The 19,955-nt window shown below is 66.6% G+C and carries 26 protein-coding genes; 12 read left to right on the top strand and 14 right to left on the bottom strand.

Going from position 1 to position 19,955, the window contains the following annotated elements; genetic code table 11:
• Positions 1–4 precede the first annotated feature (4 nt).
• The 10 genes from tsaB to hslV all read right to left on the bottom strand — a co-directional run bounded on the left by tsaB (position 5) and on the right by hslV (position 7,962).
• Positions 5–688, bottom strand: a complete 684-nt coding sequence (gene tsaB / locus ACSQ3M_RS22085) for a tRNA (adenosine(37)-N6)-threonylcarbamoyltransferase complex dimerization subunit type 1 TsaB (protein WP_436152219.1) — start codon at positions 686–688, stop codon at positions 5–7.
• Between the two features lie 66 nt (positions 689–754).
• A complete protein-coding gene (locus tag ACSQ3M_RS22080; RefSeq protein ID WP_129160373.1) occupies positions 755–1,321 on the bottom strand; it encodes a NifU family protein in 567 nt (188 codons plus the stop codon).
• Between the two features lie 91 nt (positions 1,322–1,412).
• Entirely contained in the window at positions 1,413–1,907 is a 495-nt protein-coding gene (locus ACSQ3M_RS22075) for a universal stress protein (protein WP_436152218.1), read from the bottom strand.
• Positions 1,908–2,103: 196 nt separating this feature from the next.
• A complete protein-coding gene (trpS, locus tag ACSQ3M_RS22070) occupies positions 2,104–3,165 on the bottom strand; it encodes a tryptophan--tRNA ligase (RefSeq protein ID WP_436152217.1) in 1,062 nt (353 codons plus the stop codon).
• Between the two features lie 165 nt (positions 3,166–3,330).
• A complete protein-coding gene (murJ, locus tag ACSQ3M_RS22065; RefSeq protein ID WP_436152216.1) occupies positions 3,331–4,929 on the bottom strand; it encodes a murein biosynthesis integral membrane protein MurJ in 1,599 nt (532 codons plus the stop codon).
• 16 nt (positions 4,930–4,945) lie between these two features.
• Positions 4,946–5,260, bottom strand: a complete 315-nt coding sequence (locus ACSQ3M_RS22060; RefSeq protein ID WP_436152215.1) for a type II toxin-antitoxin system RelE/ParE family toxin — start codon at positions 5,258–5,260, stop codon at positions 4,946–4,948.
• Positions 5,261–5,266: 6 nt separating this feature from the next.
• Entirely contained in the window at positions 5,267–5,521 is a 255-nt protein-coding gene (locus ACSQ3M_RS22055) for a ribbon-helix-helix domain-containing protein (RefSeq protein ID WP_436152214.1), read from the bottom strand.
• 67 nt (positions 5,522–5,588) lie between these two features.
• A complete protein-coding gene (gene hslU / locus ACSQ3M_RS22050) occupies positions 5,589–6,896 on the bottom strand; it encodes an ATP-dependent protease ATPase subunit HslU (RefSeq protein ID WP_436152213.1) in 1,308 nt (435 codons plus the stop codon).
• Positions 6,896–7,396, bottom strand: coding sequence for a GNAT family N-acetyltransferase (locus tag ACSQ3M_RS22045; RefSeq protein ID WP_436152212.1), 501 nt, complete (start codon positions 7,394–7,396; stop codon positions 6,896–6,898). Before ACSQ3M_RS22045 ends, hslU begins: the two co-directional genes overlap by 1 nt.
• On the bottom strand, positions 7,393–7,962 hold the full coding sequence (gene hslV / locus ACSQ3M_RS22040) for an ATP-dependent protease subunit HslV (RefSeq protein ID WP_436152211.1): 570 nt from the start codon (positions 7,960–7,962) through the stop codon (positions 7,393–7,395). Before hslV ends, ACSQ3M_RS22045 begins: the two co-directional genes overlap by 4 nt.
• 41 nt (positions 7,963–8,003) lie before the next feature.
• On the opposite strand from hslV, the gene ACSQ3M_RS22035 reads away from it, so the two are divergent.
• The gene (locus ACSQ3M_RS22035) at positions 8,004–8,531 is read left to right on the top strand and encodes a hypothetical protein (RefSeq protein WP_436152210.1); all 528 of its coding nucleotides are present in this window, start codon (positions 8,004–8,006) and stop codon (positions 8,529–8,531) included.
• Here ACSQ3M_RS22035 and ACSQ3M_RS22030 read toward each other — a convergent pair.
• Positions 8,445–9,215 (bottom strand): isocitrate lyase/PEP mutase family protein, encoded by a 771-nt coding sequence (locus ACSQ3M_RS22030; protein WP_436152209.1) that lies wholly within the window; start codon positions 9,213–9,215, stop codon positions 8,445–8,447. The genes ACSQ3M_RS22035 and ACSQ3M_RS22030 overlap by 87 nt on opposite strands.
• Before the next feature lie 185 nt (positions 9,216–9,400).
• Between ACSQ3M_RS22030 and hisB the strand changes: the two genes are divergently transcribed.
• From hisB to hisA, 4 genes are read left to right on the top strand one after another with little or no spacing between them, the layout of a single operon-like run.
• Positions 9,401–9,988, top strand: coding sequence for an imidazoleglycerol-phosphate dehydratase HisB (hisB, locus tag ACSQ3M_RS22025; protein ID WP_436152208.1), 588 nt, complete (start codon positions 9,401–9,403; stop codon positions 9,986–9,988).
• Positions 9,989–10,000: 12 nt separating this feature from the next.
• Positions 10,001–10,492 carry a DUF2628 domain-containing protein gene (locus ACSQ3M_RS22020; protein ID WP_436152207.1) on the top strand — a complete coding sequence of 164 codons (492 nt, stop codon included), beginning with the start codon at positions 10,001–10,003 and terminating at the stop codon, positions 10,490–10,492.
• Positions 10,489–11,145 carry an imidazole glycerol phosphate synthase subunit HisH gene (gene hisH, locus ACSQ3M_RS22015; protein ID WP_436152206.1) on the top strand — a complete coding sequence of 219 codons (657 nt, stop codon included), beginning with the start codon at positions 10,489–10,491 and terminating at the stop codon, positions 11,143–11,145. The genes ACSQ3M_RS22020 and hisH overlap by 4 nt, the downstream gene beginning before the upstream one ends.
• Positions 11,133–11,879: a 1-(5-phosphoribosyl)-5-[(5-phosphoribosylamino)methylideneamino]imidazole-4-carboxamide isomerase gene (hisA, locus tag ACSQ3M_RS22010; protein ID WP_436152205.1), complete on the top strand. Its 747-nt coding sequence runs from the start codon at positions 11,133–11,135 to the stop codon at positions 11,877–11,879. Before hisH ends, hisA begins: the two co-directional genes overlap by 13 nt.
• Before the next feature lie 16 nt (positions 11,880–11,895).
• Here hisA and ACSQ3M_RS22005 read toward each other — a convergent pair whose 3' ends face one another.
• Together ACSQ3M_RS22005 and ACSQ3M_RS22000 are read right to left on the bottom strand one after the other, a co-directional pair.
• A complete protein-coding gene (locus ACSQ3M_RS22005) occupies positions 11,896–12,606 on the bottom strand; it encodes a carbonic anhydrase (RefSeq protein WP_436152204.1) in 711 nt (236 codons plus the stop codon).
• Between the two features lie 53 nt (positions 12,607–12,659).
• On the bottom strand, positions 12,660–13,457 hold the full coding sequence (locus ACSQ3M_RS22000) for a transporter substrate-binding domain-containing protein (RefSeq protein WP_436152203.1): 798 nt from the start codon (positions 13,455–13,457) through the stop codon (positions 12,660–12,662).
• Positions 13,458–13,609: 152 nt separating this feature from the next.
• Between ACSQ3M_RS22000 and hisF the strand changes: the two genes are divergently transcribed.
• From hisF to ACSQ3M_RS21965, 7 genes are all read left to right on the top strand, one after another.
• Positions 13,610–14,374: an imidazole glycerol phosphate synthase subunit HisF gene (hisF, locus tag ACSQ3M_RS21995; protein WP_284167353.1), complete on the top strand. Its 765-nt coding sequence runs from the start codon at positions 13,610–13,612 to the stop codon at positions 14,372–14,374.
• Positions 14,375–14,378: 4 nt separating this feature from the next.
• Positions 14,379–14,699 (top strand): phosphoribosyl-ATP diphosphatase, encoded by a 321-nt coding sequence (locus ACSQ3M_RS21990; protein ID WP_436152202.1) that lies wholly within the window; start codon positions 14,379–14,381, stop codon positions 14,697–14,699.
• Positions 14,700–14,805: 106 nt separating this feature from the next.
• The gene (gene coaA, locus ACSQ3M_RS21985) at positions 14,806–15,780 is read left to right on the top strand and encodes a type I pantothenate kinase (RefSeq protein WP_436152201.1); all 975 of its coding nucleotides are present in this window, start codon (positions 14,806–14,808) and stop codon (positions 15,778–15,780) included.
• A 34-nt stretch (positions 15,781–15,814) separates the two neighbouring features.
• Positions 15,815–16,342, top strand: coding sequence for a DUF1697 domain-containing protein (locus tag ACSQ3M_RS21980; RefSeq protein ID WP_436152200.1), 528 nt, complete (start codon positions 15,815–15,817; stop codon positions 16,340–16,342).
• A gap of 41 nt (positions 16,343–16,383) precedes the next feature.
• Positions 16,384–16,839, top strand: a complete 456-nt coding sequence (locus ACSQ3M_RS21975) for a YqaA family protein (protein ID WP_436152199.1) — start codon at positions 16,384–16,386, stop codon at positions 16,837–16,839.
• Between the two features lie 61 nt (positions 16,840–16,900).
• Positions 16,901–17,251 carry a RidA family protein gene (locus ACSQ3M_RS21970; RefSeq protein ID WP_436152198.1) on the top strand — a complete coding sequence of 117 codons (351 nt, stop codon included), beginning with the start codon at positions 16,901–16,903 and terminating at the stop codon, positions 17,249–17,251.
• A 33-nt stretch (positions 17,252–17,284) separates the two neighbouring features.
• The gene (locus tag ACSQ3M_RS21965; RefSeq protein ID WP_436152197.1) at positions 17,285–18,670 is read left to right on the top strand and encodes a hypothetical protein; all 1,386 of its coding nucleotides are present in this window, start codon (positions 17,285–17,287) and stop codon (positions 18,668–18,670) included.
• On the opposite strand, the gene ACSQ3M_RS21960 is transcribed toward ACSQ3M_RS21965, so the two are convergent.
• Entirely contained in the window at positions 18,671–19,822 is a 1,152-nt protein-coding gene (locus tag ACSQ3M_RS21960; protein ID WP_436152196.1) for an aminotransferase, read from the bottom strand. It abuts the gene before it with no gap.
• Between the last annotated feature and the right edge of the window lie 133 nt (positions 19,823–19,955).

Genomic DNA, 19,955 nt, shown 5'->3' with positions numbered 1-19,955 from the left:
TGGTCTAACGCCGCGGCAGCCGAGCGCGATCCTGCGGCGTCGTTTCCGGCGCCTTGAGGTAGAGCGGGCGTGGCGGCGCGCTCTCGGGATCGGCGATCAGCCCGAGCCGGGCCACCCAGATCACGTCCGGCGCCTTGGCATCGTCGACGACGAGCGCGTCGAGCCCGATCGCCCAGGCCTCGTTGGCGACGGCGAGCGCGGCCGAGCCGACCAGCGAGACCGGACCCGCCCCGATGGCGCGGGCAGCATCGCGATGGTTGACCTGGCGAATCGAAACCAGCTGCTTGCCGTGCGCATTCAGCGCCTGGAACCAGACCTGGCCGTGCCGGGCATCGACCGCAGCGGCAACGACGCGTCCGCCCTCGCGGCCGATGAAGGGCGCTGCGCTGGCAGCCAGCGTCGAGATGCCGACAGCGGGGATGCCGGCGGCGAGCGCGATCGCCCGGGCCGCGCTGATGCCGACGCGCAGGCCGGTATAGCTGCCGGGGCCGATGGTCACGGCAACGCGGTCGAGCGAGGAGAAGCCGCCTTCCGTCTTGCCCATCACGCGCTCGATCATCGGCATCAGCGCCTCGGCATGGCCGCGCTCCATCGCGGTCTGCTCGATCGCGACCGGAACGAGCTCGCCGGCGTCGAGGACGCAGGCCGAGCAGGCGCCGAGCGCAGTGTCTATCGCGAGGATGCGCATCAGGGCTGGGTCCGGTCGATTGCGGTGCGGCGACTAGCCGGAGTCATGCCCTGAATCGGACGACGATCAAACCGCCTCGACCTCGCGCACCTGCGGCAGGAAATGGCGCAGCAGGTTCTGGATGCCGTGCTTCAGCGTCGCGGTCGAGGAGGGGCAGCCCGAGCACGAGCCTTTCATGACGAGGTAGACGGTGCCGTCCTTGTAGCCGCGGAAGGTGATGTCGCCGCCATCGCCGGCAACTGCCGGACGGATGCGGGTCTCGAGCAGCTCCTTGATCGTCTCGACGGTCGCGGCGTCCTCGTCGGCGAAGAATTCCTCCTCGCTCTCGGCGAGTTCGTCGGTCGGGGCGCCCTCGCTCATCAGCGGCGCGCCCGACATGTAATGTTCCATGATCGCGCCGAGGATGGCGGGCTTGAGATGCGGCCACTCGCCCTCGGCCTTGGTCACGGTGATGAAGTCCGAGCCGAAGAACACGGCGGAGACGCCCTTCACGCCGAACAGGCGCGTGGCGAGCGGCGAGCGCTCGGCGAGGGCCGGGTCGCGCAATTCGACCGGGCCTTGCGGCGAGACGCTGCGGCCGGGCAGGAATTTCAAGGTGGCGGGGTTGGGTGTCGCTTCGGTCTGGATGAACATGTCTTTGTCTCCGGCGCCGGCGGGTCAAGGCCGCCGTTCCTGACCTCGATATAAGCCCGCAGCCGGAATCATTCCAGCTGCCGCATATGGATCAGGCCAGTGCGTCGATCTCCTCGTCGGCGAGGTGGCCGGGCACGATCGCGACCGGGATCGGGAAGCTGCCGGCGCCCTTGCCGGCGAGCGCGCTGACCAGTGGGCCGGGCCCGTCGCGGCCGATGCCGGCGGCCAGCACCAGCAGCGAGATGTCTTCGTCCGCCTCGATCAGCTTGACCATCTCGTCGGCCTTGATGCCGGTACGCACGACTTTTTCAGGCTCCAGCCCGGCCAGCGAGCGCACGGCGGCGGCCGCCACCTCGATCAATTCCTCCGCCTCGGCCTCCGCGTCGGCCTGCACCATATCGCCGACGCCGAGCCAGGTCTCGTCCGCCGGCGGGGTCACCACGCCGAGCAACACGATCGACGCGCCGAGGCGGGCGCAGCGCCGCGCCGCAAAGCGCACCGCCTTGGAACATTCCGGACTGTCGTCGACGACAGCGAGGAATTTCGGGCGATGGCCCGTCTCATAGGACCGCCGTCTCTTGACCATTGCTATCGCCTCGGCGCGCTTTCCGATCGACCGGTGTCGGTCGGTCGATCAGAATTCGCGCCCACTCTAGGGTCAGGGCATGTTCTCATCGCAAAAGTGGTCCCCACTTTTGCGGAACATGCCCGCCGATTTCAGGACGTCTCATGGTGACAGGCGTCGCAAGGTCAGCGCAAGCCTCCCCACGGCGCCTGCCGGATCAGCGCCGGCGCACGAAGCCGGTGATGTCCTTGACGTCGCGCATGATCGGCGCGGCGATCGCTGCGGCGCTGTCGGCACCGTCGCTGAGAATGTCGTCGATATGGCTGGGATCGGCGAGCAGGCGGCGCATCTCCTCGGCGATCGGCGCGAGCTTGGCGACGGCGAGCTCGACCAGAGCCGCCTTGAAGCCGGAGAACTGGCTGCCGCCGAACTCGGCCAGAACCTGCGCCTTGGTTTGCTCGGCGAGGCCGGCATAGATGCCGACCAGGTTTTCGGCCTCGGACCGGCCTTCCAGCCCCTTCTCTTCCGAGGGCAGCGCCTCGGGATCGGTCTTCGCCTTGCGGATCTTCTGGGCGATCATGTCGGCGTCGTCGGTCAGGTTGATGCGCGAATAATCGGACGGGTCTGACTTCGACATCTTCTTGGTGCCGTCGCGCAGGCTCATCACCCGCGGCGCTGGGCCCTGGATCATCGGCTCGGGCAGCGGGAAGAAGCCGAGCTCGCCGGTGCCGAGCCCGAGCTTGCCGATCTGCTCGGCGAAGTCGTTGTTGAACTTTTGGGCGATGTCGCGGGTGAGCTCGAGATGCTGCTTCTGATCCTCGCCGACCGGGACATGCGTCGCCTTGTAGAGCAGGATGTCGGCCGCCATCAGCACGGGATAGTCGTAGAGCCCGATCGAGGCGTTCTCCCGGTCCTTGCCGGCCTTCTCCTTGAACTGGGTCATGCGGTTGAGCCAGCCGAGCCGGGCGACCGTGTTGAACACCCAGGTGAGTTCGGCATGGCCGGCGACCTGGCTCTGGTTGAAGATGATGCTCTTCTTCGGGTCGACGCCGGCGGCGATATAGGCGGCCGCGACCTCGCGCGTGGCGCGGGTCAGTTCGGCGGGGCCGCCCCAGACGTCGAAGCCCTGCGTGATCGCGTGCATGTCGACGACGCAATAGATGCAGTCATGGGTCTTCTGCATCGCGACCCAGTTGACCAGCGCCCCGAGATAATTGCCGAGATGGAGCGTCGAGGTCGGCTGCATGCCGGAGAAGACGCGGGGAGAGAAAGCGGCCATGGGGCGCTCCGTCGTCAGGGCGAAAAAATCTTAGAGCCGGATCCGATCAGGTTGTTTCAACCTGATCGGTGAATCCGTCTCTCATTTTTAGACAGAGACCGTTTTACCGATCAGCTTGCGGTGCAAGCCGATCGGAACGGGCTCTTGAGTCGGTGGTCGACCCGCTCAGGAACGCGGCGTTCTGACGGAAGCGCCGCGAAGGCGCAAGAGCTTCGGCGGCAGGACCGCGTCGAAGGCGCCGAACAGGAAGCCGGCGACGGCGTAGACCGCGGCGCCAGCGCCGCATAGCACCGCCAGCGCGCGGGCACGCCGCAATGCTGGCTCACCCGGGTTCAGAGCGGGAAGGAGCGGTTCGATCGCGACGCTCAGCACAAGCACCATGAGCGCTGCTGCCACCAGGATCGCAAGGATCGCCCTGGCATCCGTCCAGCGCGGGCGCCACAGCCCGGTTCGTAGGAGATGCACTCCCATCAAACCCGTCTGGACGATAAAGGCGAGGCTTGCTGCCAAGGCGCCGATCATCGCCGCATTGCGCGAGCCGAGCAGGAAGAACCCGACCAACGCCGCGACGAGGACCGCTGCAAGGCCGGCGATCACAGGCAAACGCGGCTGTCGACGCGCGAAATAAACCTGCCCGAAAACCTTGGCGGCGAGCGCGAAGGGCAGCCCGCAGGCGAAGGCTGCCAGCGCCGCGGCCGTGCGCCCGCGATCGGCCACGCCGAACTGCCCGTTCTCGAACAGCACCGAGACGATCGGCTCGGCCAGCACGAACAGGGCGGCCGCAGCCGGAATGGCGAGCGCCAGACCCAATGCCAGCGCCCGGCCAAGCAGGGCGTCGTGATCTGCCTGTGATTGCTCGCCCGCCATGGCCGAGAGCACGACCGTGCCCATGGCGACGCCGAAGAAGGAGAGCGGTAGCTGGAAGACGCGGTCGGCGTAGTACAAGGCCGATACGGAGCCGGGCTCGGTCGAGGCGATCTGCGTCGAAACCAGCAGGACAAGCTGTGCGGCGGAAGCGGCAAGCAGCGTGGCCCCGCCGGTCCTGACCAGCCGCGTCATGTCCGGCGACCAGCGCAGACTGGGGCGCGGCAGGCCGATGCCGCGCAAGCGCAGTAAGACCATCGCCAGATGGGCGAGGCCGGTGAGGCTTAGGCAGGCGGCGAGCAGCGTAGCGCTGGTATGACTGTCGCTGCCTCGGAGCAGTTCGATGAGCAACGCCGCGAGCAGGATCGCGTTCATCAGCGCCGGCGCCAGCGCTGCGACGGTGAAGCGCCCTTCGGCATTGAGCAGCGCAGCGAGCAGGGCTGCGAGCGTGGTCAGCAGTACGAAAGGCAGCATCAGCCGCGTGTAGAAGGCGGCGAGCGCCAGCATCTGCGGCTCGTCCGCAAAGCCGCCGGCCAGCCCGAGCACGACCCAGGGCGCGAACATCTCGGCCAGAACGACGAAACCGATCAGCAAAAGCCCGAGCTGGCTTATCGCCGTGCCGGCAAAGCGCTTCGCGTCCTCGTCGCCGCGTTCGGCCTTGATGGCGAGATAGAGCGGCACGAAGGGCGCGTTCAGCCCGCCTTCGCCGAGCACGCGCCGGACGAGGTTCGGTAGCCTCAGCGCAGCCAGGAAAGCATCCGCCAACGGCCCGGCGCCGAGCAGACGCGCGATCAGTACGTCACGGGCGAAACCGAGCAGGCGTGACAGGATCGTCGCTGCACCGACGATGAGGGAATCGCGGGCGAGGCGGGAAGGTGGCTGGGGGGATGTGCCGCTCATGACCGCTTGTCCCCGGTCACAGCCCAATGTCCTCGCGCAGGCGGTCGATCTGGTGCATGCGCTGATGCAGGATCGTAACGATGCCGATGTCGCCATTCGCCAGCCGGCGCCAATAGATGACATGCCGCTCATGGCGCACCATGAAGCCATCGACGCCGAATTCGGCTGGAACCGGACGCGACATCACCGCATGTGTCTCGATGCGGCCGAAAGTCTCGAACAGGCCTTCGATATAACGCTGCGCCTGGTCCTTGCCCCAACGCTCGCGCGCGTAGCGATAAATCTCGTCGAGGCGGTACGAAGCCGCTTCCTGGATGCGGATCGCGGCCATGGCCTGTCAGGCTTGGTTGCGCGCGATCACTTCGGCCGCAGTGAGCGGCCGGTAGGCGGAATCGGGGGCGGCGAAGGCGTGCTGCAGTTCGGCCTTCAGCCGTTCGAAGGCCACGCGCTCCGCCTGCTCCTTGTCGCGACGGATCAGGTCGCGGACATATTCGCTGACATTCTCATAGTCGCCGTCCGGCCCGACATTCTCGGCGACGAAGTCGCTCAATGGGCCGCTGAGCCGGACGGTCATCGTGGTTGTGCGCGGCATGGGCTCGCTCCTTGTCTTCAATATGAACAAGAATGAAGACAAAATCCAGCAGCGTCACCGCCTTGCGCTAGAGAATGAACCGGCTCAAATCCGCATTTCTCGCCAGGTCGCCGATGCGCGCTTCGACATAAGCGGCATCGATTGTCACGCTCTCCCCGCCACGATCGGTGGCGGTGAAGGAAATCTCATCGAGGATACGCTCGATCACGGTCTGGAGCCTTCGCGCGCCGATATTCTCGACGCTCGAATTGACCTCGACCGCGATGCGGGCGATCGCCGCGATCGCGTCGGGTGTGAACTCGATCGTGACCTGCTCGGTCGCCAGCATCGCCACCGACTGCTTGATCAGGCTGGCCTCGGTCTCGGTCAGGATGCGCTTGAAATCCTCGACGTCGAGCGGCGAGAGCTCGACCCGGATCGGCAGGCGGCCCTGCAGTTCCGGCAGCAGGTCTGACGGCTTCGAGACATGGAAGGCGCCAGACGCGATAAAGAGGATGTGGTCGCTCTTTACTGGCCCGTGCTTGGTGGCGACCGTCGTGCCTTCGATCAGTGGCAGGAGGTCACGCTGCACGCCCTCGCGCGAGACGTCGGCGCCGCCGCGGCCCTCGCGGGCGCAGATCTTGTCGATCTCGTCGAGGAAGACGATGCCGCTGTTCTCGACCTCGCGGATCGCCGCCTGGATGATCGCGTCCTGGTCGATCAGCTTGTCGCTCTCCTCGGCGAGCAGGGGGCCATAGGCGTCCTTGACCTGGACGCGCCGGGGCTTGCCCTTCTGGCCGAAGGCCTTGCCGAACATGTCGGAGAGGTTGATCGCGCCGATTGAGGCGCCGGGCATGCCGGGCACCTCGAACATCGGCTGGGCGCCGCCGCCCGAGGCGACCTCGATCTCGATCTCCTTGTCGTCGAGCTCGTTGGCGCGCAGCTTGCGGCGGAAGGCGTCGCGCGTGGTCGCGCTCGCCGTCGGTCCGACCAACGCGTCGAGCACGCGCTCCTCGGCGGCGACATGCGCCTTGGCCTGGACGTCCTTGCGCCGGCTCTCGCGGACCAGCCCGATCGCAACCTCGACCAGATCGCGCACGATCGATTCGACGTCGCGGCCGACATAGCCGACCTCGGTGAACTTGGTCGCCTCGACCTTGAGGAAGGGCGCATTCGCCAGCTTGGCGAGGCGGCGGGCGATCTCGGTCTTGCCGCAGCCGGTCGGCCCGATCATCAGGATGTTCTTGGGCGCGACCTCCTCGCGCAGCGGGCCTTCGAGCTGCTGGCGGCGCCAGCGATTGCGCAAGGCGATCGCAACGGCGCGCTTGGCGTCATTCTGGCCGACGATGAATCGGTCGAGCTCGGAGACGATCTCGCGGGGGGAAAACGACGTCATCAAACAGGTTCCTGGATCATGATCAGCGCGGGGCCGTCGCCGGTCTCGCGAATGTCGAGGGCCGTGAAGCCGGCCTTCTCATAGGCGCGGATCGCGGCGAGATTCTCCGGGTCGGGATCGATCACCACCCGCGGCGCACCCTGCGCGAGCAGGTGCCGGGCGAAGGCGCTGATGAAGCGCGTGCCATGGCCCTGGCCGAGCATGTCGGGCTCGCCGATGAACTGGTCGATGCCGCGCGTGCCCGCCGGTTGGTCCTGCAGCGGATAGTCCGGCCAGAGCGAGGGATCCCAGCTCTGCTGGTGGGCGAAGGGGCGCCCGTCATGGCTGACGATCAGCGCCTCCATGCTCGGATCGCCGAAGATGCGTGCGATCTCGGCGAGTTCCTCGTCGGGATCGCCCCACCAGCGCCGGACATGGTCCTGTTCGAGCCAGCGCGCCAGCAGCGGGAAATCGTCGGGCGTCGCGGGCGCGAAGGCACAGCCGTCGGCGACGAAGTTCATGCGCTCTCCAGGCTCTCGATGACGAGCGAGTGGTTGGTGTAGACGCAGATGTCGCCGGCGATCTTCATCGCTTTCCGCACGATCGTCTCGGCATCGGCCTCGACGTCGACCAAAGCACGGGCCGCGGCTAGCGCGTAATTACCGCCTGAGCCGATCGCCATCACCGAGCCATGCTCGGAAGCTTCCGGCTCGAGCACGTCGCCGGTGCCGGAGATCAGCAGCGAGACCTCCTTGTCGGCGACGAGCAGCATCGCTTCGAGTCGGCGCAGATAGCGGTCGGTGCGCCAGTCCTTGGCGAGCTCGACGCAGGCGCGCAGCAGCTGCGTCGGGAACTGCTCCAGCTTGGCTTCCAGCCGTTCGAACAGGGTGAAGGCATCGGCGGTGGCGCCGGCGAAACCGGCGATCACCGCGCCCTTGGCGAGGCGGCGCACCTTCTTCGCGTTGCCCTTCATGATCGTCGGGCCGAGCGAGACCTGGCCGTCGCCGCCGATCACGACACGGCCGCCCTTGCGCACCATGAGGATGGTGGTCGCGTGCATGACGGGGGCATTGCTAGTCTCGGACATCGCGATTCGATCTCGATCAATGGCAGTCAGGAACCGCCAACATGTTCAGGCTGAAGCCCGGTATCAAGAGCGACCCGGTCAAACGCTGGAATCTGTCCGAGCGGGTCTTCTTCGCCTGCGGCGCCTGCCACATCCTCGCCTACGCCTTCCTGGAAGCCTATCCGAAGTATGGTTTCCATGCCGTCTGGATCAGGCCGGCGCAGGGCTTCACCGGCAACCATGTCTTCGTCACGGACGGCAAGACCGCCTTCGATTTCCACGGCTATCGCTGCGAGGAGGCCCTGATCGCCCATCATTGGGCCAAAGGCCGGCTCTGGTGGCCGGGCTGGAACGGCACGCTCGTGCCCTTGCCGCAGGATGTCCTGATCAGCGAGGCGAAGTCGAAGGTCTATGACGGGCTGTGGCTGCGCGAGCCCGGCCAGTTCCTCCACGACGCGATGCCGCGGGCGCAGGCGTTTTTGGCGCGCTTCGGGCCGCCGCCGTCAGGCGACGGCCAGGCTGGCGGCGCACTGCTCGACGAAACGGGCCTGCGCCGTCAGATAGGGTCCTGGGCCGTAGCTGATGCGTGACACGCCGAGCCCGATCAGGGTCTCGCGATCGGGAGCGCCGCCCATAACCATCACGTTCACGGGAAGCGTCAGTGCATTGCAGATCGTTGCGATGCCGCTCTCGTCGAGCAGTCCGGGAATGAAGAAGCCGCTGCAGCCGGCCTGCTGATAGGCCAGTGCCCGCTCGATCGCCGCATCGATCAGCTCCGGGTGGCGCGTCTTGTCGGCCTCCAGCAGGAAAAGATCCGTCCTGGCGTTGATGAACACGGCGATGCCGAGATTATCCGCCACGCTCCGGATCGCTTTGATCCGCTGCACCTGGTCGGCGATGGCGTAGAGCGCGCCAGTCCCGACGATCTGGTCCTCGAAGTTCAGACCGACCGCGCCGGCGGCGATGATCCGTGCGGCATTTTTCGCGACACCGTCGGGGTCTTGCGCGTAGCCACCTTCGAAATCGACGGTAAGCGGCAGTGGAACGACGGACGCGATGCGGCCAACGATCGTCTCGATGAAGTCGAGCGGGATCGCCTCGCCGTCGTCGAAGCCATGGGCCGCCGCCATCGACCAGCTCCCGGTGGCGATCGCCTTGCTGCCGGCCTTGGCGGCCGAGCGGGCGCTGCCGGCATCCCAGATATTGTAGAGGACCAGCGGTTGGCCTTTGACGTGAAGAGCGGCGAGTTGGCCCGCTTTGTCAGTCTGTGTCATCGAAACTCTCCTTGCCTCGGCGCGCCGCTCGTAGCGGACCCGGCCGTCGCCTTCTGTCAGCAGATCCGCCTAGCACCGGGGCGACGAGGCCGGCCGGCCGAACCCAGAACCCCCTCGATCGCCATGGCCTTCCGGCCGGTCGCCTGCTAAAGCGACGCGAAATTCCGCGAGCGACAGAGACGATCATGCGTTCTGGCGAAGTGAAGCGCCGCACCAATGAAACCGATATCGCGGTCAAGCTCGTGCTCGACGGCACGGGCAAGGCCGAGATTTCGACCGGGGTCGGCTTCTTCGATCATATGCTCGATCTCTTCGCCCGCCATTCGCTGATCGACACCACGGTCACCGTGAAGGGCGACACCCATATCGACGACCATCATTCGGTCGAGGATGCCGGCATCGCGCTCGGCGAGGCCTTGAAGCAGGCGCTCGGCGACAAGAAGGGCATCCGCCGCTATGCCGACGTGCATCTGCCGATGGACGAGACGCTGACCCGCGTCGCGCTCGACGTCTCCGGCCGGCCCTTCCTGGTCTTCCGCACGGAGTTCAAGGCGGAGAAGATCGGCACCTTCGACACCGAGCTGGTGCGCGAGTTCTTCCAGGCCTTCGCCATGAGTGCGGGCATCACGCTGCATGTCGAGACGCTCTATGGCGACAACGCCCACCATATCGCCGAGAGCTGCTTCAAGGGCCTGGCGCGGGCGCTGCGCCAGGCGATCGAGGTCGATCCGCGCGAGGGCGGCCGTGTGCCCTCGACCAAGGGCGCATTGTAAGGGATCGCTGCGATGGCGTTCTATCAGGCTCTGATCCCGCCGCCGGACGCGGGAGGCTTGCGCGAGGAGATCGAGCAGGCCCGCCTCCTGCCGGAGAGCTTCACCTGGCCCGCCTTGATCTTCGGCGGAGTCTGGCTGCTGTTCAAACGGCTCTGGCTCGCCTTCATCATCTACGCGCTGGTCTGGGGTGGATTGATCTATCTCCAGCGCCAGATGGGCTTTTCCTTTCTCGCGGTGATGCTCTCGCATACCGCCCTCGCGGTTTTCCTCGGTCTCGAGGGCCAGAACCTGATCGCGCGCAAGCTGCTGCGCAAGGGCTGGCGGCTGGTCGACGTGGTCGAGGCGCCCGATCTCTCCAGCGCCGAGCGTCGCTTTTTCGAGCGGGCGCTGCCGGCTGTCACATCATCGCGTGTTGTCGAGGCGCCGTCGGCTCCCGCCCCTGCTCGCTTCGCAGCCGGCCCGGCGCCGGTGATCGGCCTCTTCCCCGAGGCGAACGGACGATGAGCCAGACCGTCGCCATCGTCGATTACGGCTCGGGCAATCTGCACTCGGCCGCCAAGGCCTTCGAACGCGCCGCCACTGAATCCGGCATTCCCTCGACCATCCGCGTCACCAGCGACCCGGCCGAGGTTCGCGCCGCCGATCGTATCGTGCTGCCCGGCGTCGGCGCCTTCGCCGATTGCCGGCGCGGGCTCGATGCCGTCCCCGGCATGGTCGAGGCGCTCGAGGAGACGGTACGGACCAAGGGCCGGCCCTTCCTCGGCATCTGCGTCGGCATGCAATTGATGGCGAGCCGCGGCCTCGAATACGTCACCACGCAAGGCCTTGGCTGGATCGCCGGCGATGTCGCGCTGATCCGGCCGCAGGACGATGCTCTGAAGATCCCGCATATGGGCTGGAACACGCTGCATCCGCAGGACGAGCACCCGCTGCTCGAAGGTATCGAGACCGGCCCGTCCGGCTGGCATGCCTATTTCGTCCATTCCTATGCGCTCACAGCCGAGAACCCGCAGGAGGTTCTGGCGCTGACCGATTATGGCGGTCCGGTCACCGCGATCGTGGCAAAGGGCAATATCGCCGGTACGCAGTTCCACCCGGAGAAGAGCCAGAAGCTCGGCCTGAAGCTGATCGGCAATTTCCTGAGGTGGAAGCCTTGATCCTCTTTCCCGCGATCGACCTTAAGGAAGGCCAGTGCGTCCGGCTGAAGCAGGGCGACATGGGCCAGGCGACGGTCTTCAACGACGATCCCGCCGCCCAGGCCGCGACCTTCGAGCGCCAAGGCTTCCAGTGGCTGCACGTCGTCGATCTCGACGGCGCCTTCGCCGGCAAGCCGATGAATGCGGCTGCCGTCGAGGCGATCCTGGCGCGTGTCTCCTTCCCGGTGCAGCTCGGCGGCGGCATCCGCGACATCAGGACGGTCGAGGGCTGGCTCGCCAAGGGCGTCGCCCGCGTCATCATCGGCACGGCGGCGGTGCGCGATCCTGGCTTCGTGCGCGAGGCGGCCAGGGCCTTTCCGGGCAAGGTCGCGGTCGGCATCGACGCGCGCGATGGCTTCGTCGCGGTCGAGGGCTGGGCCGAGACCTCGGCGCTGGCCGCCGACGATCTCGGCCGCCGCTTCGAGGACGCCGGCGTCGCCGCGATCGTCTACACCGACATCGCCCGCGACGGCATGCTCCAGGGCATCAACTGGGATGGCACGATCGCGCTGGCCCATGCGCTGACGATTCCGGTGATCGCCTCCGGCGGGCTGGCCTCCATGGCCGATATCGAGCGGCTCATGGCGCCCGACGCCGCGATCCTCGAAGGCGCGATCACCGGCCGCGCCCTCTATGATGGGCGCATCGACCCGGCGGCGGCGCTGGCGCGGGTCGCGGCGGCGCCAGCTCGCTGAACACCAGTAGGTCCGCTCAGACCAGCGTCACCTTGCCCGTCACCAGATCGTAGACGCCGCCGACCACGGTGAGCTGCTTCTGCGCGAGGCGTTGCGACAGGATCGGCGTCGCCCGCTTCAGCTTCTCGACGTTCAGCCTGACATTGGCGATGGTGGCCGCTTCGAGCAGGTTCTCCGGTTTCTCTTTTTGCGCGGCGAGTACGGCCGGGCGGATGGCGTTGACCAGCGAGGGCAGGTGGCCCGGTAGCTTGGTGCCATTCTTGATTACGTCGATCGTGGCCGACACGGCGCCGCAATTGGTGTGGCCGAGCACCAGGATGAGCTGCGAGCCCAGCACCTGCGCGCCGTATTCGAGGCTCGCCAGCCCGTACTGGTTGACGAAATTGCCGGCGACGCGGGTGACGAAGAGCTGACCCGGCCCCTGGTCGAAGGCGAGTTCGGGCGCGATGCGCGAATCGGCGCAGCTCAGGATCGAGGCGAAGGGAGCTTGCGAGGCGGCGCGCGCCGCCCGGCCGGCCGAGAAATCGCGCTCGTTCAGATTGCCCGCGACATAGCGGGCATTGCCCTCCACCAGCCGCTTGAGCGCCTCGTCGCCGCTAACGGCCGCCGATTGCGCTCGCAGGGACGTGGACAGCGCGCCAGCCAAGGCCAAGCCGGCGCCGGCTGCAAACAGCTTGCGGCGCGAGAGCCCGGCCTTGCCGGCGGCCGTGACACAATGATCGCACATTGTCGCAATCCTCGCATGGGCAGGATGTGTTCCGGCGTAGCCGGCCTGACGGATCAGCGGACGAACTGGTCGTAGATCTTCGCGAACTCGCCGGTCGCCTTGGCGAGATGCAGCCACTGGTCGACGAAGGCCTTGAAGACGACGTCGCCGCGCGGCAGCAGATAGCCCATCTCGCCATATTGCAGGGGAGCATCGGGGTTGATGGCGCACAGGCCCGGCCTGATTTTCTCCTGGACCTTGGTCTCGATCGACTCGGCCACCATGATGTCGGCCTTGCCGGCGAGGATCTGGTCCCAGATCGTGACATTGTCGGGGAAGATCTCGATCTTGGCCTGCTTGAAGTTGGCGCGCACGAAGCGCTCGTTGGTGCCGCCCGGATTGACGATCACCCGGGTCTCGGGCTTGTCGATATCGGCGACGGTCTGGAACTTGGAGACGTCGGCGCAACGCGCGATTGGCGCCTTGCCGTTGATCAGGTAGGGCGCGGAGAAGAAAGCGCGCTTCTGCCGGTCGAGCGTCACCGAGATGCCGCCCATGGCGATGTCGCATTTGCCGGCGGTGAAATCGTTCATCAGCTCGGCCCATTTCGTCTGCACGAACTTGGCCTCGACGCCGATGGCCTTCGCCAGCGATTTCGCGAGCTCGATGTCGATGCCCTCATAGCTGCCGTCTTTGGCCAGCGTGAACGGCTTGTAGTCGCCGGTGGTGCAGACCTGCAGGGCGCCGCGGCTCTGGATCGCCTCGAGCTGGCTGGCCGGGGCCTGCGCCAGTGCGGCGGCGCTGAGGCCGAGCCCGGCAGCGGCGCTCAGCGCCGCGAGCTTCAGGGCCTTGAAGGACGATGTGATCGTCATGGAAATCCCCCTCGGTTTTGCTTATGGCGCGCAAGAGAGCAGGGATCGTGGCGGTGATCAATCCGGCCGGCACGCGCTGGGTTTGCGTGCAGTGCAGCGGCAGCGCTATATGCGCCCGATTGTTTTGTCGTTCCGCCCGGGCAGGCCCGCCGATGACCCTGAAGACCCGCATCATCCCCTGCCTCGACGTCAAGGACGGCCGTGTCGTCAAGGGCGTGCAGTTCCTCGATCTCGTCGATGCCGGTGATCCGGTCGAGGCGGCCAAGGCCTATGACGCGGCCGGGGCCGACGAGCTCTGCTTCCTCGACATCACCGCCAGCAGCGAGGACCGCGGCATCCTGTTCGACGTGGTCACGCGCACCGCCGAAGCCTGCTTCATGCCGCTCACGGTCGGTGGTGGTGTGCGCTCGGTCGAGGACATCAGGCAGCTGCTGCTGGCTGGGGCCGACAAGGTCTCGATCATGACCGAGGCCGTGAAGCGCCGCGAGTTCGTGCGCGAAGCCGCACAGAAATACGGCGCGCAATGCATCGTCGTCGCGATCGATGCCAAGCAGGTTTCGCCCGATCGCTGGGAAGTCTTCACCCATGGCGGGCGCAACCCGACCGGGCTCGATGCTGTCGCCTATGCCCGCGAGGTCGCTTCATTGGGTGCCGGCGAGATTCTGCTGACGTCAATGGATCGCGACGGCGCCAAGACCGGCTTCGATCTGGATCTCACCCGCCGCGTCGCCGATGCGGTCTCGATCCCGGTGGTCGCCTCGGGCGGCGTCGGCACGCTCGACCATCTCGTCGAGGGCGTGCGCGAGGGCCGCGCCTCGGCCGTGCTCGCCGCCTCGATCTTCCATTTCGGCACCTTCACCATCCCGCAGGCCAAGGCGCATATGGCCGCCGCTGGGCTGGCGATGCGGCTGGATTGACGCGATGACAGCTTTCTCGCTGACCGATCTCGAACGCATCGTCGCCGAGCGCGGCAGCGCCTCGCCGGAGGAATCCTGGACGGCGAAGCTCCTCGCCGCCGGTCCCGAGCGCGCAGCCAAGAAGCTTGGCGAGGAAGCGGTCGAGACCGTGATCGCCGCCGTGAAAGGCGATCGTGACGAGCTGATCGCCGAGAGCGCCGATCTGATCTATCATCTTTTGGTCGTGCTGAAGTCCCGCGATGTTGCATTGCGGGACGTCTTGAGCCAGCTTGAGGCGCGTACCGTGCGCTCCGGCCTGGCCGAAAAGGCGGCGCGGCCCCGTTAGGGCATGTTCCGCAAAAGTGGACACCACTTTTGCGGAACATGCCCAGCTTTTAGAAGTCGAGGCGAGTGTCGCGTTGAACCTCGAAGCCTGGAATACGGGGGGCATCATGGACCAGCGTCCGCTCGCGGCGCCATCCGCCCCTGACCTCGTCTCGCCCTATCGCACGTTTTCGCGCGACGAGTGGGCGCATCTGCGCGCTGATGCGCCGCTGACGCTCTCGGTCGACGACCTGACCAAGCTGCAATCGATCAACGATCCGATCTCGCTCGACGAGATCGTCGCGATCTACCTGCCGCTCTCGCGCCTGCTCTCGCTCTATGTTGCCGCGACGCAGGGCCTGTTCAAGGCGACCCAGCGCTTCCTGATAGCCGAGGCCGAGGTCAAGGTCCCCTATGTCATCGGCGTCGCCGGCTCGGTCGCAGTCGGCAAGTCGACCACGGCCCGCGTGCTGAAGGCGCTGCTTTCGCGCTGGCCAAATACGCCCAAGGTCGAGCTCGTCACCACCGACGGCTTCCTCCTGCCCAATGCCGAGCTCGAGCGCCGCGGCCTGATGCAGCGCAAAGGCTTCCCCGAGAGCTATGACAGCGCCGCGATCCTGCGCTTCCTCTCCGATGTGAAGGCCGGCAAGCGCGCTGTCAGCGCCCCGGTCTACTCGCATCTGATCTACGACGTCATGCCGGGCGAGCAGGTCACGGTCGAGCGGCCGGACATCCTGATCCTCGAAGGGCTCAACGTACTGCAGGCGAGCCGCCTGCCGAGGGACGGCACGATCATCCCGTTCGTCTCGGACTTCTTCGACTTCTCGGTCTATCTCGACGCCGACGAGAACGACCTGCACCGCTGGTACGTCAACCGCTTCATGACGCTCCGCCAGACGGCCTTCCGCGATCCGCGCTCCTTCTTCCGCAAATATGCCGAGATCGGCGAGGAGGAGGCGCTCTCGATCGCCGAGAACCTCTGGACCGGCATCAATCTGCCGAATCTGCGCGAGAACATCGTGCCGACCCGCCAGCGCGCCGGCCTGATCCTGACCAAGGGCGCCAGCCATCGCATCCAGCAGGTCGCGCTGCGGCGGCTGTAGCGCGGGCGTGAAACCGCCGGTTCTGAAAACCGCAATGACGACCTATGTCGCCCTCCTGCACTCGATCGTGCTCGGCCCCGGCAAGCGCCTGGTGATGGCGGATCTGAAGGCTATGGCGGCGGAGCTCGGCTTTGGCGAGCCGCGCACCTGGGTCGCCACCGGCAATCTGATCTTCGAAGCCGACGATGCACCCCTCGCGGCGATCGAGAGCCGGTTGGAAGCGGCTTTCCGCGCCCGGTTCGGCAAGCATGTCGATATCATCCTGCGCACGGCGCAGGGCTGGCGGCGGGTCGCCGCTCAAAATCCCTTTCCGGATGGGAACGGCGCCGATATCGGCATCCGTGTCATGCGAAAGCCGCTCGGCCCGGACACCTTGGCCATGCTCGGCAAGATCGCTACGCCCGGCATTGCGCTCGCCCTCGCGGACGGCGATTTATGGATCGATTTCGGCGGTAAACCGAGTGAGGCGAGGCTGCTCTCGCATCTGACGACCAAAAAACTCGGCATCGGCACGCTGCGCAACGCCAATACCGTCAATGCCCTTGCTGCGATGCTGAACTGATGCCCCGGCCAGTTCGTTCGGCGCGATAGGAACTTCTGGCGGTGCTGGAGCAACTTGATCTTTCTGCCCTCGGCCTGATGGCTGGCGCCGCCTTCGTCGCGGCGACGCTGCTGCCGGCGCAGTCGGAGGTCGTCTTTGTCGGGCTATTGGCGGCGAAGACCGTGGATTCGACACTTCTCTTCATCGTCGCCTCGCTCGCCAACACGGCCGGATCGGTCGTCAACTGGTGGCTCGGCCGACTGATCGCGACTGATGGCGTCGAGCGCCTGCCGGCGCGGCTGCGGCCCGATCCGGTGCGCTTCGCCAAGGCGCAGGGCTGGTTCGCCCGTTTCGGCTGGCCTTCGCTGCTTTTCGCCTGGCTACCGATCGGCGGCGACCCGCTGACCTTCGTCGCGGGATCGCTGAATTACCCGCTCGCGCGTTTCATACTGCTGGTGTTTGTCGGCAAAGCAGCTCGCTATGCCCTGCTCTGGGCCGGCTGGGCGGCTGCGTCATAAGCATTTGCGCGCTTTCGCCTCCCGGGCTACCAGCAAGGCCCATTCTGATGGAGACCAGATCATGAGCATCAAGCGCATTGCCCCCGGCCCCCGCATGTCGAAGGCCGTCGTGCATGGCAACACGGTCTATCTCGCCGGTCAGGTCGCCGCTGCGGCGGCCGGCAAGAGCGTCGGCGAGCAGACCAAGGACATCCTTTCGATCATCGACGGGCTCCTTGCCGAGGCCGGCACCGACAAGTCGAAGCTGCTGATGGTCAACATCTGGCTCTCCGACATCTCGACCTTCGCCGAGATGAACGCGGTCTGGGATTCCTGGGTCTCGGCGGGCAATACGCCGGGCCGCGCCACGGTCGAGGCCAAGCTCGCCGGCCCGCAATACACGGTCGAGATCGCGGTCATCGCCGCGATCTGACCGCAGTCGCACAGGGGTGACGATCCTGATCAAATGAATCCGGAACTCGCCACCATCCTGGCACGGGTCACGCAGCGCGAGGGTGTCCCCCCCGCGCTGCTGCTCGGCGTCCTCGCCTCGATGGGAACATCGGGCAAGCCCGATTTCAGCCGAATCGAACACGACCTCCTCCGCAAAGCCGGAGACTACAAGGCTCTGCATGCCCGCCTGCTGAAGCCGTCCGACGTCGACCCGGAGCTCGACCGCCTGCGCGCGGAGGCAGCGCGTCTGCTGGCCGATGGGCGCCTTGCGGACATGGATCGCATCCTGGCTCAGGCGGAGCAGCGAAACCTCGACGGTACGGTCGCGCTCGACAAGATGTCGAAGGAGCGGCTTCTGGCCGCCGCTGCTGGCCGCGCCGATCGCGCCGCTGCCGCGATGCTGCAGCTCAATCCGAAGGCCTATGGCGAGGCGGCGGAGCGCTTCGCGGAGGCTGCGCTGATCGCGGCGTCGGCCGATGCCGAGAGCGGTCGCGGCTATGCCTGGATGCAGGCCGATGCGCTGGCTCGCAAGGGCGCCGACTTTTCCGACAGATCGGCTTTCGTCGCTGCGATCGAGCAATTGCGCGGCATGCTCGGCAAGCTCGACAATTTCGACCAGACCGTGCCCTGGGCCGAGACGCAGCTCAGGCTGGCGCGCTCGCTGACGGGTCTCTCGCATTTCGATGGCGGTGGTGCGCTCCTCAGGCAGGTGGCCGAGATCTATCGCACCACCCTCGAGGATTTGACCCGAGCCAAGGGGCCGCGCCTCTGGGCTGCGCTGCAGACCAGGCTCGGCGAAGCGCTGGCCCGCCTTGGCGAGGCCGAGGACGATGCGGCGCTGCTGGACGAGAGCGTCGCAGCGTTCCGTGCGGGCCTCTCCGGCATGGCGCGTGCCGACATGCCGCATGAATGGGCCAGGTTGCAATGGGAGCTTGGCAAGGCGCATGTCGCGCTCGGCCTGCGCGCCAGTGGTGTGGCCGCATTCGAAGCGGCCGTGAACTGCTTCAAGCTGGTGCTCGAGGACCGTCCCCGTGAGAGCGTTCCGCTCGATTGGGCCGAGGTCCAGGATCGGATCGGCGCCGCGCTGGCCGGCCTGGCGACGTATTATCGCGAGCCGGTCGTGTTGGAGGAGGCGATCGCCGCCTTCGACGCGGCGCTGGAGGTTCGGCGCCGCGAGATCGTACCCTCACTCTGGGCGCAGAGCGCGGCCAGCCGAGCCGAGGCGCGGCTGGAACTCGCCGATCGCACGCGCGACCGCGCCGAGGCCGAAAAAGCGACTGCGGAACTCGTCATGGCGATCGAGACGCTGCGAGGCCATGGCCTCGCAGCCGAAGCCAAGCGGCGCGAACCGAAGCTGCTGCGGGCCGCGGCCTTGGTCGAGACCCTCCGGAAGGCCTGATCAGGCCCGGATCCGCAGCGCGGCGAGCCGCTCCAGTGCCTTGTCCAGCGTCGCGTCGTGCTTGGCGAAGCAGAAGCGCACGACATTGCGCACGGCGCCCTCGGCATAGAAGGCGCTGACGGGAATCGCCGCGACGCCATGTTCGCTTACGAGCCGCTGGCAGAAAGCGACGTCGTCACTCTCGCCGAGCGGACCGATGTCGACATTGAGGAAATAGGTGCCGGCGCTCGGCAGCACGCTGAAGCCGAGATCGCGCAGCCCGCCGGCGAAGCGGTCGCGCGAGCGCTGGAAGTCGGCGCGCATCCCCTCGAAATAGGCGTCGTCCTTGCCGAGGCCATAGGCGACGGCCGCCTGCAAGTTCGGCGGCGTCGTGAAGGTGATGTACTGGTGTGCCTTGGCCAGCACGCGCATCAGCTCCGGCGCTGCCATCACCATCCCGACCTTCCAGCCGGTCAGCGAGAAGATCTTGCCGGCCGAGGAAATCTTGACCGTGCGCTCGCGCATGCCGGGCCGGCTCATCAGCGGCGCGTGGCGGTGACCGTCGAAAACGACATGCTCCCAGACATCGTCGCAGATCGCGACCGCATCGTGCCGGACGCAGAACGACGCCAGCAGGTCGAGATCGGCCTCGCTGAAATTGGTCGCTGTCGGGTTGAGCGGATTGTTGAACAGCACAGCCCTGGTCTTTGGCGAGAAGGCGCGCGCCAGCGCCTCCTCGCTGAGGCCGAATTCGGGCGGCGTCAGCGTCACGAATTTCGGGATGCCGCCGGCGCGGCGCACCATTGGCAGATAGGCGTCATACATCGGCTCGAACAGTACGACCTCGTCGCCGGGCGAGATGAGCGCCATCAGCGCGCCGGCGATCGCCTCGGTCGCGCCGGAGGTCACCATCACCTCCGCTTCAGGATCGAGCGCGAGGCCCTGCCAATGGCGAAAATGGGTGGCTGTCGCCTGGCGCAGCTCAGGCAGGCCCATCATCGGCGGATACTGGTTCCAGCCGTCGATCACCGCCTCGGCCGCCTTGCGGCGCACATCCTCCGGGCCGGGATCGTCGGGAAAGCCCTGGCCGAGATTGACGGCCTGGTGCTCGCGCGCGAGCCGAGACATTGTTTCGAAGATCGTCGTCGGAAGGGCGGAGAAGATCGGATTCATCGCGGCGCTTCGGCTGGCTCAGGAACGGTGGGAAGCCGCCATAGCACGCGCAACGGCCGCGCGCATCGTCTCCGAAAAGCGATAGAATCTGCGGAGTGATGAATATTGACATTCGTCAGCAGTCAGTATTCTC

Origin of the sequence: Allobosea sp. LjRoot90, from assembly GCF_964254315.1 — a bacterium.
Taxonomy (GTDB): Bacteria; Pseudomonadota; Alphaproteobacteria; order Rhizobiales; family Beijerinckiaceae; genus Allobosea.
Note: the sequence above shows the minus strand (reverse complement) of the source record. Positions and strands in the feature narration are given on the sequence as shown.

Excerpts from the sequence above, each read along its gene's own strand:
- ACSQ3M_RS22045 (WP_436152212.1), bottom strand. The coding sequence starts at position 7,396 with ATGAACTTCGTCGCCGACGGCTGTGCCTTCGCGCCCGCGACGCCCGAC.
- trpS (WP_436152217.1), bottom strand. The coding sequence starts at position 3,165 with ATGGCCGCTTTCTCTCCCCGCGTCTTCTCCGGCATGCAGCCGACCTCG.
- hisF (WP_284167353.1), top strand. The coding sequence starts at position 13,610 with ATGACCCTGAAGACCCGCATCATCCCCTGCCTCGACGTCAAGGACGGC.
- ACSQ3M_RS22060 (WP_436152215.1), bottom strand. The coding sequence starts at position 5,260 with ATGGCCGCGATCCGCATCCAGGAAGCGGCTTCGTACCGCCTCGACGAG.
- ACSQ3M_RS22055 (WP_436152214.1), bottom strand. The coding sequence starts at position 5,521 with ATGCCGCGCACAACCACGATGACCGTCCGGCTCAGCGGCCCATTGAGC.
- ACSQ3M_RS21970 (WP_436152198.1), top strand. The coding sequence starts at position 16,901 with ATGAGCATCAAGCGCATTGCCCCCGGCCCCCGCATGTCGAAGGCCGTC.
- ACSQ3M_RS22000 (WP_436152203.1), bottom strand. The coding sequence starts at position 13,457 with ATGACGATCACATCGTCCTTCAAGGCCCTGAAGCTCGCGGCGCTGAGC.
- ACSQ3M_RS22075 (WP_436152218.1), bottom strand. The coding sequence starts at position 1,907 with ATGGTCAAGAGACGGCGGTCCTATGAGACGGGCCATCGCCCGAAATTC.
- coaA (WP_436152201.1), top strand. The coding sequence starts at position 14,806 with ATGGACCAGCGTCCGCTCGCGGCGCCATCCGCCCCTGACCTCGTCTCG.
- ACSQ3M_RS21990 (WP_436152202.1), top strand. The coding sequence starts at position 14,379 with ATGACAGCTTTCTCGCTGACCGATCTCGAACGCATCGTCGCCGAGCGC.
- ACSQ3M_RS21980 (WP_436152200.1), top strand. The coding sequence starts at position 15,815 with ATGACGACCTATGTCGCCCTCCTGCACTCGATCGTGCTCGGCCCCGGC.
- murJ (WP_436152216.1), bottom strand. The coding sequence starts at position 4,929 with ATGAGCGGCACATCCCCCCAGCCACCTTCCCGCCTCGCCCGCGATTCC.
- ACSQ3M_RS22020 (WP_436152207.1), top strand. The coding sequence starts at position 10,001 with ATGGCGTTCTATCAGGCTCTGATCCCGCCGCCGGACGCGGGAGGCTTG.
- ACSQ3M_RS21965 (WP_436152197.1), top strand. The coding sequence starts at position 17,285 with ATGAATCCGGAACTCGCCACCATCCTGGCACGGGTCACGCAGCGCGAG.
- ACSQ3M_RS22080 (WP_129160373.1), bottom strand. The coding sequence starts at position 1,321 with ATGTTCATCCAGACCGAAGCGACACCCAACCCCGCCACCTTGAAATTC.
- ACSQ3M_RS22030 (WP_436152209.1), bottom strand. The coding sequence starts at position 9,215 with ATGACACAGACTGACAAAGCGGGCCAACTCGCCGCTCTTCACGTCAAA.
- hslV (WP_436152211.1), bottom strand. The coding sequence starts at position 7,962 with ATGTCCGAGACTAGCAATGCCCCCGTCATGCACGCGACCACCATCCTC.
- ACSQ3M_RS22035 (WP_436152210.1), top strand. The coding sequence starts at position 8,004 with ATGTTCAGGCTGAAGCCCGGTATCAAGAGCGACCCGGTCAAACGCTGG.
- hisB (WP_436152208.1), top strand. The coding sequence starts at position 9,401 with ATGCGTTCTGGCGAAGTGAAGCGCCGCACCAATGAAACCGATATCGCG.
- ACSQ3M_RS21960 (WP_436152196.1), bottom strand. The coding sequence starts at position 19,822 with ATGAATCCGATCTTCTCCGCCCTTCCGACGACGATCTTCGAAACAATG.
- ACSQ3M_RS22005 (WP_436152204.1), bottom strand. The coding sequence starts at position 12,606 with ATGTGCGATCATTGTGTCACGGCCGCCGGCAAGGCCGGGCTCTCGCGC.
- hslU (WP_436152213.1), bottom strand. The coding sequence starts at position 6,896 with ATGACGTCGTTTTCCCCCCGCGAGATCGTCTCCGAGCTCGACCGATTC.
- hisH (WP_436152206.1), top strand. The coding sequence starts at position 10,489 with ATGAGCCAGACCGTCGCCATCGTCGATTACGGCTCGGGCAATCTGCAC.
- tsaB (WP_436152219.1), bottom strand. The coding sequence starts at position 688 with ATGCGCATCCTCGCGATAGACACTGCGCTCGGCGCCTGCTCGGCCTGC.